This is a genomic window from Affinirhizobium capsici, assembly GCF_977018625.1.
In genome coordinates, this window is sequence record NZ_CDRNXD010000005.1 from 112,162 (window position 1) to 124,861 (window position 12,700).

Annotated in this window: 16 protein-coding genes; 3 read left to right on the top strand and 13 right to left on the bottom strand. The window is 53.7% G+C overall.

Translation table 11 applies throughout. From position 1 onward, the window contains the following. Positions 1–19 precede the first annotated feature (19 nt). The 13 genes from rnhA to coxB form a co-directional block, all read right to left on the bottom strand. Positions 20–460: a ribonuclease HI gene (gene rnhA / locus AC0JZ1_RS16690; protein ID WP_471883576.1), complete on the bottom strand. Its 441-nt coding sequence runs from the start codon at positions 458–460 to the stop codon at positions 20–22. After that, a complete protein-coding gene (locus AC0JZ1_RS16695; RefSeq protein WP_471883577.1) occupies positions 457–1,428 on the bottom strand; it encodes a homoserine kinase in 972 nt (323 codons plus the stop codon). Before AC0JZ1_RS16695 ends, rnhA begins: the two co-directional genes overlap by 4 nt. A 110-nt stretch (positions 1,429–1,538) precedes the next feature. Continuing rightward, the gene (locus tag AC0JZ1_RS16700; protein WP_471883578.1) at positions 1,539–1,895 is read right to left on the bottom strand and encodes a VanZ family protein; all 357 of its coding nucleotides are present in this window, start codon (positions 1,893–1,895) and stop codon (positions 1,539–1,541) included. Between the two features lie 64 nt (positions 1,896–1,959). Further along, positions 1,960–2,964 carry a 4-hydroxy-3-methylbut-2-enyl diphosphate reductase gene (gene ispH / locus AC0JZ1_RS16705; protein ID WP_471883579.1) on the bottom strand — a complete coding sequence of 335 codons (1,005 nt, stop codon included), beginning with the start codon at positions 2,962–2,964 and terminating at the stop codon, positions 1,960–1,962. Positions 2,965–2,968: 4 nt separating this feature from the next. Continuing rightward, complete coding sequence (locus AC0JZ1_RS16710; RefSeq protein WP_471883580.1) at positions 2,969–3,334, bottom strand: DUF1304 domain-containing protein; 366 nt, start codon at positions 3,332–3,334, stop codon at positions 2,969–2,971. 48 nt (positions 3,335–3,382) lie between these two features. Next, positions 3,383–4,144 carry an SURF1 family protein gene (locus AC0JZ1_RS16715; RefSeq protein ID WP_471883581.1) on the bottom strand — a complete coding sequence of 254 codons (762 nt, stop codon included), beginning with the start codon at positions 4,142–4,144 and terminating at the stop codon, positions 3,383–3,385. Then, complete coding sequence (locus AC0JZ1_RS16720) at positions 4,113–4,493, bottom strand: DUF983 domain-containing protein (protein WP_471883582.1); 381 nt, start codon at positions 4,491–4,493, stop codon at positions 4,113–4,115. The genes AC0JZ1_RS16715 and AC0JZ1_RS16720 overlap by 32 nt, the downstream gene beginning before the upstream one ends. A 61-nt stretch (positions 4,494–4,554) precedes the next feature. After that, a complete protein-coding gene (locus AC0JZ1_RS16725; protein WP_471883583.1) occupies positions 4,555–5,433 on the bottom strand; it encodes a cytochrome c oxidase subunit 3 in 879 nt (292 codons plus the stop codon). A 55-nt stretch (positions 5,434–5,488) separates the two neighbouring features. Beyond that, positions 5,489–6,103 (bottom strand): cytochrome c oxidase assembly protein, encoded by a 615-nt coding sequence (locus tag AC0JZ1_RS16730; protein WP_471883584.1) that lies wholly within the window; start codon positions 6,101–6,103, stop codon positions 5,489–5,491. A gap of 25 nt (positions 6,104–6,128) precedes the next feature. Then, on the bottom strand, positions 6,129–6,263 hold the full coding sequence (locus AC0JZ1_RS16735; RefSeq protein WP_471883585.1) for a hypothetical protein: 135 nt from the start codon (positions 6,261–6,263) through the stop codon (positions 6,129–6,131). Beyond that, positions 6,263–7,219 (bottom strand): heme o synthase, encoded by a 957-nt coding sequence (locus tag AC0JZ1_RS16740; protein ID WP_471883586.1) that lies wholly within the window; start codon positions 7,217–7,219, stop codon positions 6,263–6,265. Before AC0JZ1_RS16740 ends, AC0JZ1_RS16735 begins: the two co-directional genes overlap by 1 nt. 63 nt (positions 7,220–7,282) lie before the next feature. After that, a complete protein-coding gene (ctaD, locus tag AC0JZ1_RS16745) occupies positions 7,283–8,968 on the bottom strand; it encodes a cytochrome c oxidase subunit I (protein ID WP_471883587.1) in 1,686 nt (561 codons plus the stop codon). A 15-nt stretch (positions 8,969–8,983) separates the two neighbouring features. Continuing rightward, positions 8,984–9,868, bottom strand: a complete 885-nt coding sequence (gene coxB / locus AC0JZ1_RS16750; RefSeq protein ID WP_471883588.1) for a cytochrome c oxidase subunit II — start codon at positions 9,866–9,868, stop codon at positions 8,984–8,986. A 295-nt stretch (positions 9,869–10,163) separates the two neighbouring features. On the opposite strand from coxB, the gene AC0JZ1_RS16755 reads away from it, so the two are divergent. From AC0JZ1_RS16755 to AC0JZ1_RS16765, 3 genes are all read left to right on the top strand, one after another. After that, a complete protein-coding gene (locus AC0JZ1_RS16755) occupies positions 10,164–10,754 on the top strand; it encodes an invasion associated locus B family protein (protein ID WP_471883589.1) in 591 nt (196 codons plus the stop codon). 111 nt (positions 10,755–10,865) lie between these two features. Continuing rightward, positions 10,866–12,281, top strand: coding sequence for a metalloprotease TldD (gene tldD / locus AC0JZ1_RS16760; RefSeq protein WP_471883590.1), 1,416 nt, complete (start codon positions 10,866–10,868; stop codon positions 12,279–12,281). Continuing rightward, positions 12,281–12,697 (top strand): bleomycin resistance protein, encoded by a 417-nt coding sequence (locus tag AC0JZ1_RS16765; protein ID WP_471883716.1) that lies wholly within the window; start codon positions 12,281–12,283, stop codon positions 12,695–12,697. Before tldD ends, AC0JZ1_RS16765 begins: the two co-directional genes overlap by 1 nt. Positions 12,698–12,700 lie beyond the last annotated feature (3 nt).

The window sequence follows — 12,700 nt, forward strand, 5'->3', positions numbered from 1 at the left end:
TCCATCTTAGCCTATTTCATTATCGCCGCTTGAAAGGCTCCATACCAAGTCTTGCAAGCTCGTCTGCGCGCTCATTTTCCGGATGACCGGCATGACCCTTGACCCAATGCCATTTCACCTTGTGGCGGGCGTTGGCGGCATCCAGCTGCTGCCATAGTTCACCGTTTTTGACCGGCTTTTTGTCGGATGTTTTCCAGCCGTTCTTCTTCCACCCAAAAATCCATTTGGAGATGCCATCCATCACATATTTGCTATCGGTATGGAGATCGACCTCACAAGCAGACTTCAAGGCGTTGAGGGCAGTGATCGCTGCCAGAAGTTCCATACGGTTATTTGTGGTTTCCGCTTCGCCACCATACAACTCCTTCTCGACCTCTCCGTATCGAAGAATTGCACCCCACCCGCCGGGGCCTGGATTGCCCGAGCAAGCGCCATCAGTAAAGATCTCCACGTGTTTCATGACCGGCTCTCCAAACCATACTCGGTGGGAGATTTCACAGCACGGTGGAAACGTAACTTTCTGAGATATTCTAGTGGGTCTTTCTTGACGACCAAAGCGCCTTCAGGAGTCGTTATCCAATCATAGAGCCTCGTCAGGAAGAACCTAAGGGCTGAGCCCCTGCACAAAACCGGCAAAGCCGATTTTTCCTCGTTAGTAAGGATGCGGACCGATTGATAGCCAGCAAGAAATGCAGCGCCTTTAGCGAAATTGAAAGCGCCATCTGGCTGGAAGCACCAGGCATTGAGGCAGATCGCGACGTCATAAGCCAACAGATCATTGCAAGCGAAATAGAAATCGATCAAACCAGACAGGCTTTCAGATAAGAAGAAAACGTTGTCTTGAAAAAGATCGGCGTGGATAACACCGTCCGGCAGATCGTGCGGCCAATGATGTACGAGATGGTGAAGCTCCTGCTCAATCTCTATACGCAGGCCAAGTTGAACCTCATCGGCACGATCAGCTGCTTTCCCCCATAGATCCACCCATCCGTCGACAGAAAGGGCATTGCGGCGGCGAAGGGGAAAATCACTTGCTGCCACGTGCAATTGGGCCAAAGCCACTCCAACCGCATGGCAGTGACGTGCCTCGGGTTTGCGCAGCCACATGCCCTCTAGAAATGAGATGAGCGCTGCAGGCCTGCCCGATAATTCACCGCAGATTTTTCCGTCATGTCGAGGCAAAGGCAGAGGGCAATTCAGTCCCTTGGCTGAAAGATGCTGCATTAGCCCAAGGAAAAAAGGCAGATCTCCCGCATCCACGCGCTTTTCGTAAAGCGTAAGGATCAGGGGTTCTCGCGTTGTGTGCAAGAGAAAATTCGAATTTTCGACCCCCTCGGCGATCCCTTTGTAGGAGGTCAGTTCACCGGTATCGTACTCGCTTAGAAAACGGCGAAGCTCGATTTCGGTAATATCCGTATAGACTGCCAATGGATAGCTTCCCTGCTGACGATGCTGCGCGAGTTCACTGTTTTGATACACAGCCAGTACAGTGCGTGGCTAGCCCTGCTTCGCATACCAACAGAGTTTTTGGCTGCGATCTACTGAGATGGCACGGAAAGCTTTTGGTGGAAACGAGAAGCCACCCGACCAATCATCAAGCCGACAAGAGCTCCGCTTGCTTTTACAACCGCGTCAATCAAGCGGGGATGGCGCGATGGCTCCAGAAATTGCAAGGCTTCCATCGCAAACGCGCCCAGAAGAATAACGAGAGCGCATAGAACGATATGCCGCGGATAGGACGCTGAAAACAGGAAGGCCAGCACCGCGAACGCAAGCGCACGATCCAAGTTGACAGGCAAAACGTCGTGTGGGCGAAGATCAATGGGCGACACAGTTGAGAAAACTATGAACGCCAGGAATGACCAAGCAGAAACTTTGAGGATGCGCTGAAACATGATGCTCGTGAGCCAGAAGAATATGACACTTCTGTGAAGCAAGAGATCTTGAATGTAAAGCGGCTCAGCCGTTGACCCAAGCCATGTCTTCGCGCGTTAGCTCGATATCGCGCAATTCGCGGTTTACAAGAAAATGTTCATTTTCTTCGGCAGTGATGGCAAGTTCTACGTTCGCATCATAGCGCTGCCTAAAAGCTTCAATGATTTCATCGACAATGACTTCAGGCGCAGATGCTCCGGCCGAAATGCCGAGTGTCTTGATCGGGCCAATGTCTCGCCAATCAATTTCAGCGGCTCGCTGAACAAGCATAGAACGTTGCGCACCGGCCCGCAGTGCCACTTCAACAAGCCGTTTGGAGTTCGACGAATTTGGCGCACCGACAACGATAAAGAGATCGCAACCCGGTGCCGCCTGCTTCACCGCTTCCTGGCGGTTGGTCGTTGCGTAACAGATGCTGTCTGCAGATGGCGCAGTCAGATTTGGAAAACGTTCCTGAAGTTTAGCGATCACACCGGCTGTGTCATCGACTGATAAAGTTGTCTGTGTGACATAGCCAAGATTGTCCGGGTCTGCGGGCTGATAACGCTCCGCATCCTCGACCGTTTCGATCAACGAAACGGTCCCTTCTGGCAACTGGCCCATCGTGCCAATGACTTCCGGATGTCCAGCGTGGCCAATGAGCACAACATGACGACCGAGCCGCTGATGTCGCATGGCCTGTTTGTGGACCTTAGACACCAACGGGCAGGTGGCATCCAGATAAAACAGATTTCGGGATTGGGCATCTTCCGGCACAGACTTGGGAACACCATGTGCAGAAAAAACGACGGGTTGCTGGCGATGTTCGGCTGGAATCTCATTGAGTTCTTCAACGAAGATGGCGCCCTTAGCCTCCAAACCTTCAACTACATAGCGGTTGTGCACAATTTCATGGCGCACATACACCGGCGCACCATAGGCTTTAAGTGCCAGCACCACGATTTGTATCGCTCGATCAACCCCAGCGCAGAAACCGCGCGGTCCACAAAGGCGGATCGTCAGCTGGGGTCGGTCGAGATGAACATTCATGGATTTAGCCAGCAATTCCTGTAACAATAAGCGCGGTGGCAGCTGGTAGCGCCTGTATATACAGGATCTTGCGCCCCACTGTTGCCCCTCCATATAGGCCAGCAGCCAGGACACAGCCAGTAAAAAACAGTTTTAACTGAAATGATACGGTAGGATCGGGATGCATGATAGCCCATATCAGGCCTGCGGCGAGAAAGCCGTTATACAGGCCCTGATTAGCAGCCATGACCCGAGTGAGTTCAGCCCTATCTGCCGACATACCAAAGGCCTTACGCCCAGCGGGCTTTGTCCAAAGAAACATTTCAAGGACCAGAATATAAATATGTTCAATTGCAACAAGTGCCACGAGTATAGAGGAAATTTGGCTCACTTAGCCGCTCCAATAGGTAGATTTGAAAACGTGTTATGATGTCCGGTGTTATTTATTCTGACGTCTAGAAAACGCAATGACGACGATGATGAGAGCCGCCGCCAGCCCGTACCATGTGACCGCGTATTGCAAATGATTATTGGGCAGCTCGAACTGCGTGACGCCTGCCTGCGGCCACCCACCCGGCACGTGCACATTCTCATCTGCATCGATGAAGAAGGGTAGAACCTGAGCAGGTTGAAGACCCACGGAAGAAACCATAAGCCCCCAGTCTTTCCAATAAAAAATATTCTTGCCTGCATCGTTATCCGGCACCAACCAGGAAGGCTTTGCCGCAAGTTGACGACGAAAATAGCCCGTCAGCATCACTTCGCCATCAACCTGTCCCGCAGCGCGGCTGGTCGGGTCCTTCAATTCATAGGGCACAAAACCGCGGTTAACGAGGACGTATCTCAGATCGTGCAACTGAAGTGGTGTGTAGACATAAAAGCCGGTGCGGCCGTTAAACGTTGCGAAGAAATGCCGCTCACGACTATGGTCAAACCGACCTGTCAATTGGACACGCAGATATTCCTCGTCCCCACCCTCTCCATTAAGCTTTTCCACTTCGGTGATCGCAACAGGTTCTGCATTTCGGCGGGCGTCGATCTGTTCCAGCAGCGATTCTTTCCAATGTAGCCGCTCCACCTGCCATGTTCCCAGAGACAACAGCGCAACAAGAAGTGCGGTGACCAAGGAAATGCTGATGACCGCCTTCTTACGGGACATCGGCTGAGGATCAGTCAAGGTCCAGCCGCCCTTCACGCGCATTATGCTTATATTGCAGGGCAATCAGTACGCCCTTGATCTCCCTGAGTGCAGCAAGGCAGACGATGGCAGCAAAGGGAACTGTAACAAAGAAGTGTACCCAGATCGGCGGATGGAATGTGAACTCCAGCCACAGCGCGAAACCGACCACAAGAAAACCGAGAAACAGCATCACGAAGACCGCTGGGCCGTCGCCAGCGTCAGCGAACTGGTAGTCCAAGCCACAAGCCTGACACGCAGGTCGCACCTTTAACAGTCCATCAAAAAGCTTCCCTTGCGCGCAGCGCGGGCAGGTACCTGCCAATCCTGTCCTGAGGGAATCCTGCGGCGGATATTGTGCCTCGTCCTGCATACGGCGTCCAATGCTGTCCTTGGCTTGAAAGGGGGCGGACCAGCCGCCCCTATTGGAATTGTCAGCCGTGATGCAGAGGCGCGCCCCAGCCACCCCAGATGTAGATGGCAAAGAAGAGGAACAGCCATACCACATCCACGAAATGCCAGTACCAGGCTGCCGCCTCAAAGCCAAAATGCTTTTGTGGCGTGAAGCCGCCGTTCATGGCTCGGATCAGGCAAACGAGCAGGAAAATCGTGCCGACAAACACATGGAAGCCATGGAAGCCCGTCGCCATGAAGAAGGTTGCGCCATAGATCGAGTTTTTGAAATCGAACGGTGCATGTGCATATTCATAGGCTTGCACGAACGAGAAGAATATCCCGAGCGCCACCGTCAAAGCCAAACCGTTGATGAGGCCCTTACGATCATTATGCAAAAGCGCGTGGTGAGCCCAGGTTACGCAGGTGCCAGACAGAAGCAGGATGATCGTATTGTAAAGCGGCAGGTGCCAAGGATCCAGCACCTCGATACCCTTCGGCGGCCACTGACCACCAGTCGCTGTAACGCGGCTAGCCTGAATGGCCTCATTGGCAAAGAGGCTGGCATCAAAAAACGCCCAGAACCAGGCAACGAAGAACATCACTTCGGAAGCGATGAACATGATCATGCCATAGCGCAGATGTAGGGATACGACACGCGTGTGGTGACCCTCGCGACCTTCCTTGATGGTGTCCGCCCACCATCCAATCATCGTGTAGATGACGATCGCCAAACCGATAAAGAAAAGCCAAGGCGTGGCAAGGTTAAGTCCGAAAATCTTGAACTCACCGCCATGCAAATAGCGCATGTAGCCGACACCACCAAAGGTGAGAATGAAAGCACCGACGGAAGCCAACAGTGGCCACGGGCTAGGGTCTATGATGTGGTAATCGTGTTTCTTTTGATGCGCTTCTGCCATGTCAACAGTCCCCAGTCTCTCCTCAAACCTCAGCCGATGGCGGAGGATGCCACTCTCACAGTTTCTTCCCTTCATCCTGACCTTTATCCTGCAAACCGGCTACCGGCTTGGCCCCCTGGCTTGGATAGAAGGTATAGGACAAAGTGATGGTTCGAATATTCTTAGTTTCTTCGGCCTTGGTGATCTCCGGATCAATAAAAAACACCACCGGCATATCGAGGCTTTCGCCTGGCTTCAGCTTCGTTTCGGTAAAACAGAAGCACTGCACCTTGTTGAAATACGCTCCCGCCTCCATCGGCGTCACGTTGAAGATGGCTGTTCCCGTTGTTTCATAGGGAGAGCGATTTTCCGCTTTGAACGCGATTTGGGTCGTCTCCCCGATGCGCAACTCCACCGACTTCTGAACAGGGGCAAACGCCCAATTCAGACCGGGCGACACATTCGCATCGAATGTTACCTTCATCTTCTGATCGAGAATGGTCTCAGAAAACTGTTCGACGCGTTGAGTCGTGCCATTATAGCCAGTCACCTGGCAAAACAAACGATAAAGCGGAACGGAAGCATAGGCAGCGCCGACCATACCGAAAACGAACATAACACAGCCAACCAAGATCGACGTGTTGTTGACCCGTTTAGCTCCGGCTTGGCTTTTGCTCTCTTGTGTACTCATCGGCTCCCCTCCCTTGCCAATCCGATCAGCCCGTTCCGCCGATTTTGATCAGCGTCACGATATAAAACAGGATGACCAATCCACCCAGAACAAGGCCTAAAGCAATATTGCGTCCGCGCCGGGATTTCTGTTGTTTCTCGTTGAGCTTGACCGTCTCCATTATAGCAAGCCTCCCAAGTGACCAAAGAGGTTACTACCAGCATGCGACACGAGAAGCGCGCAGAAGATGACGAAAAGGTACAGAACCGAATAGGCAAACATCCGCTTGGCCTGCACCATCTTCTCATCGCCATCTGGCATTCGCCAGACGGCGATAGAACAGAGAATGAAAATGATGCCCAACGCGCCGCTGAATATGCCGTAGGCAAGGCCAGCAAGACCGGTAAAGGTCGGCACCACAGCAATGAGTGCTGTTAGCACTGCATAGGCAACGATCTGATGCTTGGTAGCACGTTCGCCAGCCACATTCGGCAGCATCGGAACACCAACAGAACCGTAGTCACGCATCTTGAAGAGGGCGAGTGCCCAAAAATGCGCGGGCGTCCAAAGAAAGATAATAAGAAACAGAACGATGCTGTCCAGTGACACGCCGCCGGTCACGCAAGCCCAACCAATCATCGGCGGAAAAGCGCCAGATGCGCCTCCAATAACGATATTCTGTGGCGTCGAGCGCTTGAGCCACATCGTATAAACGACGGCATAAAAGAAGATTGTGAAGGCAAGCAGAGCTGCGGCAAACCAATTCACTGCCAATCCGAGAATAGCTACCGAGAAAGTGGATAGGGTAAGGCCGAAAGCCAGAGCTTCACGCGGCTGAATACGCCCGGCTGGAATTGGCCGCCGCGCAGTTCTGGTCATCACTGCATCAATATCAGCATCATACCACATGTTCAGGGCGCCAGAAGCACCAGCACCAACTGCAATACAAAGAATGGCAATAGCACCGAGTACAGGGTTGATCGTGCCTGGGGCCAGAATGAGGCCAGCGAACGCTGTAAAAACAACGAGAGACATGACACGCGGCTTCAGAAGCTCGAAAAAATCCCGCGCGCCAGCTTCAGAAAGAAGAAGTTCGCCTTCCTCTCCGAGATTCGCTTGGGTGTCGATTGCAGCCATGTCCAGATCCTGATTTTGAGCCGAGCGGCGCATCGAGATGCGCCGCTCCTTGTGTTCTTGCGCTTACTTGATGCGCGGCAGCTCTTCCCACTGGTGGAATGGCGGAGGCGAAGACAGCTGCCACTCCAGCGTGGTTGCACCTTCACCCCAGGGGTTATCACCTGCCACCCGCTTGCGGGCAAATGCTTCCCAGACGCCGTAGAGGAAGATCAGCACGCCGACGAATGAAATGTAGGAACCGATGGAGGATACGTAGTTCCAGCCAGCGAAAGCGTCCGGATAGTCAATGTATCGACGCGGCATACCGGCCAATCCGAGGAAATGCTGCGGGAAGAACACGAGGTTAACACCTACGAACATAACCCAGAAGTGCAAGTTCGCAATCGCTTCCGAGTACATGTAGCCGCTCATCTTCGGGAACCAGTAATACCAGCCCGCAAAAATTGCGAACACTGCGCCGAGCGAGAGGACGTAGTGGAAGTGCGCCACGACATAATAGGTATCGTGCAGCGAACGGTCGAGACCTGCATTCGCCAGTTGAACGCCCGTCACGCCACCGACCGTGAAGAGGAAGATGAATCCGATTGCCCAGATCATCGGCGTGCGGAAGCTTAAGGAGCCACCCCACATTGTCGCGATCCAAGAAAAAATCTTCACGCCTGTCGGCACCGCAATAACCATTGTCGCGAAGACGAAGTAGCGCTGCGCATCCAGTGACAGACCGACAGTATACATATGGTGAGCCCACACGATAAAGCCGACCGCACCAATGGCAACCATCGCATAGGCCATTCCCAGATAGCCGAATACTGGCTTCTTGGAGAATGTTGACACGATATGGCTAATGATACCGAAACCGGGAAGGATCAGAATGTAGACTTCAGGGTGACCGAAGAACCAGAAAAGGTGCTGGTACAGGATCGGATCGCCACCGCCTTCAGGCGCGAAGAAGGTCGTGCCAAAGTTACGGTCTGTCAGAAGCATGGTAATGCCACCGGCCAAAACTGGCAGAGACAAGAGCAACAGGAACGCAGTCACGAGAACCGACCAGGCAAACAGCGGCATCTTGTGCAGGGTCATGCCCGGCGCGCGCATGTTGAGGATCGTCGTGATGAAGTTGATCGCGCCCAAGATCGAAGACGCACCAGAAACGTGAAGTGCAAATATGGCAAGATCAACTGCCGGCCCCGGCTGACCGGAGGTGGCCAATGGCGGATACATCGTCCAGCCGCCCCCAGCACCATAGGCACCTGCCGGACCTTCTACAAACATGGAAAGAACGAGCAGCAGGAACGCCGGCACAATGAGCCAGAACGAAATGTTGTTGAGCCTAGGAAAAGCCATGTCTGGCGCTCCGATCATGATCGGAATCATCCAGTTGGCAAATCCACCGATAAGAGCTGGCATGACCATGAAGAAGATCATGATGAGAGCGTGCGCGGTGGTGAACACATTGTACATGTGCTTGCCACCATCAATAGCGGCATCACCTTCAAAGCCGTAAACCATCGAAGCGAGGCCATGGAAAATCTGGATTCCCGGCTCCTGAAGCTCCATACGCATGGCGACGGACATAAGTCCACCTACGATACCGGCCATGATCGCGAAGATCAGGTAAAGCGTGCCGATATCCTTGTGGTTCGTCGAAAATAGCCAACGGGCTACGAAGCCGGGCTTGTGATGATCGTCATGCACATGCGCATCGTGAGCGGCATGGTGATGACTGTCGTGTGCTGATGGTCCAGCCATTGTCCCCAATCCCTCTTATTTCGCTTCAGCCGAGGCCAACTTTACGCCGTCCTTGGCGTCGACAGCAGCCATCAAGGCCTTGTTGGCGCCTGGTAAGTCCTTGGAGGCACCTGCAAGCCAAGCCTGATACTGCTGTTCCGAAACAATGCGGATCGCAATTGGCATAAAGGCATGATCCTTGCCGCACAACTCAGAGCATTGTCCGTAATAGAGGCCTTCCTTTTCCGCACGGAACCACGTCTCATTGAGACGACCCGGAACCGCATCAATCTTCACGCCAAACGCTGGCATGGCAAAAGCATGGATTACATCAGTCGGCGCAGCCGTTACGAGTACGCGAACCGTCTTGTTAACCGGTAAAACCAGTTCGTTATCGACGGCAAGCAGATGAGGATAGGTCTTGCGGTCTTCCTTCCCCAAGGAAGCCCGGTCCGTATCTTTCAACAGATAGCTATCATAGGAGACAGCATTCTCCACAGCTTCGTACTCATAGGACCAAAGCCACTGTGTGGCTGTCGCCTTGACGGTCACATCCGGGTTTTCCGGCATTGTGAGCTGTGCGTTCAACAGGTTAAACGAGGGGATGGCGAGGAACAGAAGGATCACTACGGGTCCGAGCGTCCACACCACCTCAATCGCGGTATTGTGGCTCGTCCTCGACGGCACTGGGTTTGCGCTCGCTCTGAACTTTAGAACGACCCACACCAAAAGCGCCAGCACAAAGAGCGTGATCGGCACGATAAACCAGAGGCTGTAATGCGAAAACCAGCGGATCTCATGCATAATCGGTGTTACTGCCTGCTGCAGATCCATCTGCCACGGCACTGGTTGATCCGCCCCCGCCGTGGAGGCGAAGAGCAGACAGATCGTCGCAGCCAAGGCTGCACAAGCTCTGTTCATCGATTTCTCTCCCCTTGCGTTTGATCCAGATCAGATCGCAACGCAACTTCCCTATCTATAGATGGTTGTTTCAACCACAGAATCTTCGGAGTCGCAATATGCCGGAAGACGTCTGTGACTGCTTGTGCGTGCGGCATTTTTGCCGAATGCCAACAATCTAGCCGAAAGCGGCGGTTTTCCGGGCCCTCTCTCCGAACCCTATTTTTGCCGCACTCGATTGAAATGAGGTGAGGGCTTTCATTCCCGCTCCCGAGCGACAAGAATAGCGCGACTGATTCGTATAACAGAGGTATCCATGCGTTTTCCCTCCCTGTGCGCCGCTGCTGTGGCAGCACTGTTGCCGGTTGCACTCGCAGTGTCTCCGGCGCTGTCTCAGACCCCGCAGACGGGAGATAAACAACCGCGGCAAACTGGGCAGGCTCCCGCTCCTGGTCAGCAAAGCTCTCCCGCAGCGCCTGGCACTGTGCGTGAAAGCCATGGGGCGTGGTCTATTCTATGTGACAAGCCTGCCGGCTCCAGCGTTGAGCAGTGCGCCATGATGCAGAACGTTATTGCGGATGATCGGCCAGAAGTGGGCTTGTCTGTTGTTGTTCTCAAAACGGTTGATCGCAAGGCGCGTATTCTTCGTATTCTTGCTCCTCTCGGTGTTCTGCTGAAAGACGGCATGGACCTCTTTGTCGACGGCAATAACATTGGCCGTGCATATTTCACACGTTGCTTCTCCGAAGGATGCTATGTCGAAGTGGAAATTGACGACGAGCTTTTGAAGATTCTACGTGCTGGCAGGAATGCTGTCTTCGCTCTGCGAGAAGCGGTCGATCAGGATCGGGTCGGTATCCCCATTGAGCTGAATGGTTTTGCCCAGGGCTACGACGCGCTACCCTGAACCTGCCATCACTACCGTATCCCTTGCGCCTATGCCGCACTCGGCCTACATCCGCTACAAGGATAAGGGAGTGAACACTCTCCCTTGGCCAGAGCGAAGGAGTTTTGCCGCATGAACACCGATCTGTTGAACCTGTTTGACTGCGACGAAGCACGCCTTCGCACAATGCTGGCGCAGGCGCTTGAAGGTGCAGATGACGGCGAATTGTTCATCGAGCATGCACAGGCAGAGGCGCTAACGTTTGACAATGGCCGCCTGAAGGGCGGTTCATTCAATACGGATCAGGGATTTGGTCTTCGTTCCGTCGCTGGCGAAGCGGTAGGCTACGCCCATGCAGGCGAGCTGTCAGCAGCGGCGCTGGATCGAGCATCAGATGCAGTGCGAGCTGTAACAAGAGGCTATTCCGGCACTTACGCAGCGGCCCCTCAGCGAACCAACAAGAAATTCTACGGAGACGAAAATCCTATCGGCTCCCCGAGTTTTGAAGAAAAAGTCGCTCTACTGACGGAAATTGACGCTTACCTCAGAGCAAAAGATCCTAAAGTGCGTCAGGTAACGGCCTCTGTCGCTGCAAGCTGGCAGGTTGTGAATATTCTGCGGGCCGATGGTCATCTTGTCACGGATGTTCGGCCTATGACGCGCTTGAATATTTCCGTGGTTGTGGGTCAAGGCGATCGGCAGGAAAGCGGTACATCCGGCAAAGGCGGACGCGTTGGTCTTGCCGAATTCATTGTGAACGGCAATTGGCAGAGCGGCGCTGACGAAGCGCTTCGGCAAGCGCTCATCAATTTGGAAGCCATGGAAGCGCCCGCAGGCACCTTCGATGTCGTGCTGAGTTCAGGTTGGCCCGGCGTCATGCTGCACGAGGCAGTAGGCCATGGTTTGGAGGGGGATTTCAACCGAAAGAAAACCTCGGCCTTTGCTGGTCTTCTAGGCGAAATGGTTGCAGCACCGGGCGTAACGGTGGTGGATGACGGCACGATGGATAATCGCCGTGGGTCTATCACCGTCGATGACGAAGGAACACCTTCGGCCTACAATGTTCTGATCGAGAACGGTAAGCTCGTCGGCTATATGCAAGACCGCCAGAATGCCCGCCTCATGGGAATGAAGCCAACCGGCAATGGTCGCCGTCAAGGCTATGCCTATCAGCCCATGCCACGCATGACGAACACCTACATGCTCGGTGGTGACAAAACGCCTGAGGAAATTATCGCTTCCGTGAAAAAGGGCATCTATGCAGTTTCCTTTGGCGGAGGTCAGGTCGATATAACTTCTGGCAAATTCGTCTTCGATTGCACGGAAGCTTACATGATCGAGAACGGCAAAGTCACCGCCCCGATCAAGGGTGCGATGCTGATTGGAAACGGCCCAGATGCGATGAAACGCGTCTCCATGGTTGGCAATGATATGGCTCTCGATACGGGCATCGGCAACTGCGGCAAAGCGGGCCAGTGGGTGCCGGTCGGCGTCGGACAGCCGCACTTGCGCATGGATCAGGTTACGGTTGGTGGCACCAAGGCGTGATCACCAACACCCTCATCCCGGAACTTGCCGTTTCCGATTGGAGACGGAGCCGCAGTTTTTATTGCGAGTTGATAGGGTTTGCCACTGTGTATGAGCGACCGGAGGAGGGTTTCAGCTTTCTCGCGCTGAACGGTGCACAATTGATGATCGATCAAATTGGAGTTGGTCGAACCTTTGATAGCGACATACCACTGACCCCGCCCCTCGGACGAGGTATTAACCTTCAATTTAGAGTTCCAGACCTTTCGTCTCTGGTTGAGCGCCTTTCTTGTGCCGGTCATGCCTTGCTCCTGCCAGCGGAAGATAAGTGGTATCGCCGGGGTGATCATAAGGTGGGAAATCGGCAATGTATCGTAGCCGATCCCGATGGCTATCTCTTGCGACCATCTGAGGATTTAGGTATTCGGCCTTTTTGAAGG

What these genes read in the sequence shown, in the direction of transcription:
- rnhA (WP_471883576.1), bottom strand. Translation starts at nt 460, where the DNA reads ATGAAACACGTGGAGATCTTTACTGATGGCGCTTGCTCGGGCAATCCA.
- AC0JZ1_RS16700 (WP_471883578.1), bottom strand. Translation starts at nt 1,895, where the DNA reads ATGTTTCAGCGCATCCTCAAAGTTTCTGCTTGGTCATTCCTGGCGTTC.
- ispH (WP_471883579.1), bottom strand. Translation starts at nt 2,964, where the DNA reads ATGAATGTTCATCTCGACCGACCCCAGCTGACGATCCGCCTTTGTGGA.
- AC0JZ1_RS16715 (WP_471883581.1), bottom strand. Translation starts at nt 4,144, where the DNA reads ATGCGCGTGAAGGGCGGCTGGACCTTGACTGATCCTCAGCCGATGTCC.
- AC0JZ1_RS16720 (WP_471883582.1), bottom strand. Translation starts at nt 4,493, where the DNA reads ATGCAGGACGAGGCACAATATCCGCCGCAGGATTCCCTCAGGACAGGA.
- AC0JZ1_RS16725 (WP_471883583.1), bottom strand. Translation starts at nt 5,433, where the DNA reads ATGGCAGAAGCGCATCAAAAGAAACACGATTACCACATCATAGACCCT.
- AC0JZ1_RS16730 (WP_471883584.1), bottom strand. Translation starts at nt 6,103, where the DNA reads ATGAGTACACAAGAGAGCAAAAGCCAAGCCGGAGCTAAACGGGTCAAC.
- AC0JZ1_RS16735 (WP_471883585.1), bottom strand. Translation starts at nt 6,263, where the DNA reads ATGGAGACGGTCAAGCTCAACGAGAAACAACAGAAATCCCGGCGCGGA.
- AC0JZ1_RS16740 (WP_471883586.1), bottom strand. Translation starts at nt 7,219, where the DNA reads ATGGCTGCAATCGACACCCAAGCGAATCTCGGAGAGGAAGGCGAACTT.
- ctaD (WP_471883587.1), bottom strand. Translation starts at nt 8,968, where the DNA reads ATGGCTGGACCATCAGCACACGACAGTCATCACCATGCCGCTCACGAT.
- coxB (WP_471883588.1), bottom strand. Translation starts at nt 9,868, where the DNA reads ATGAACAGAGCTTGTGCAGCCTTGGCTGCGACGATCTGTCTGCTCTTC.
- AC0JZ1_RS16755 (WP_471883589.1), top strand. Translation starts at nt 10,164, where the DNA reads ATGCGTTTTCCCTCCCTGTGCGCCGCTGCTGTGGCAGCACTGTTGCCG.
- tldD (WP_471883590.1), top strand. Translation starts at nt 10,866, where the DNA reads ATGAACACCGATCTGTTGAACCTGTTTGACTGCGACGAAGCACGCCTT.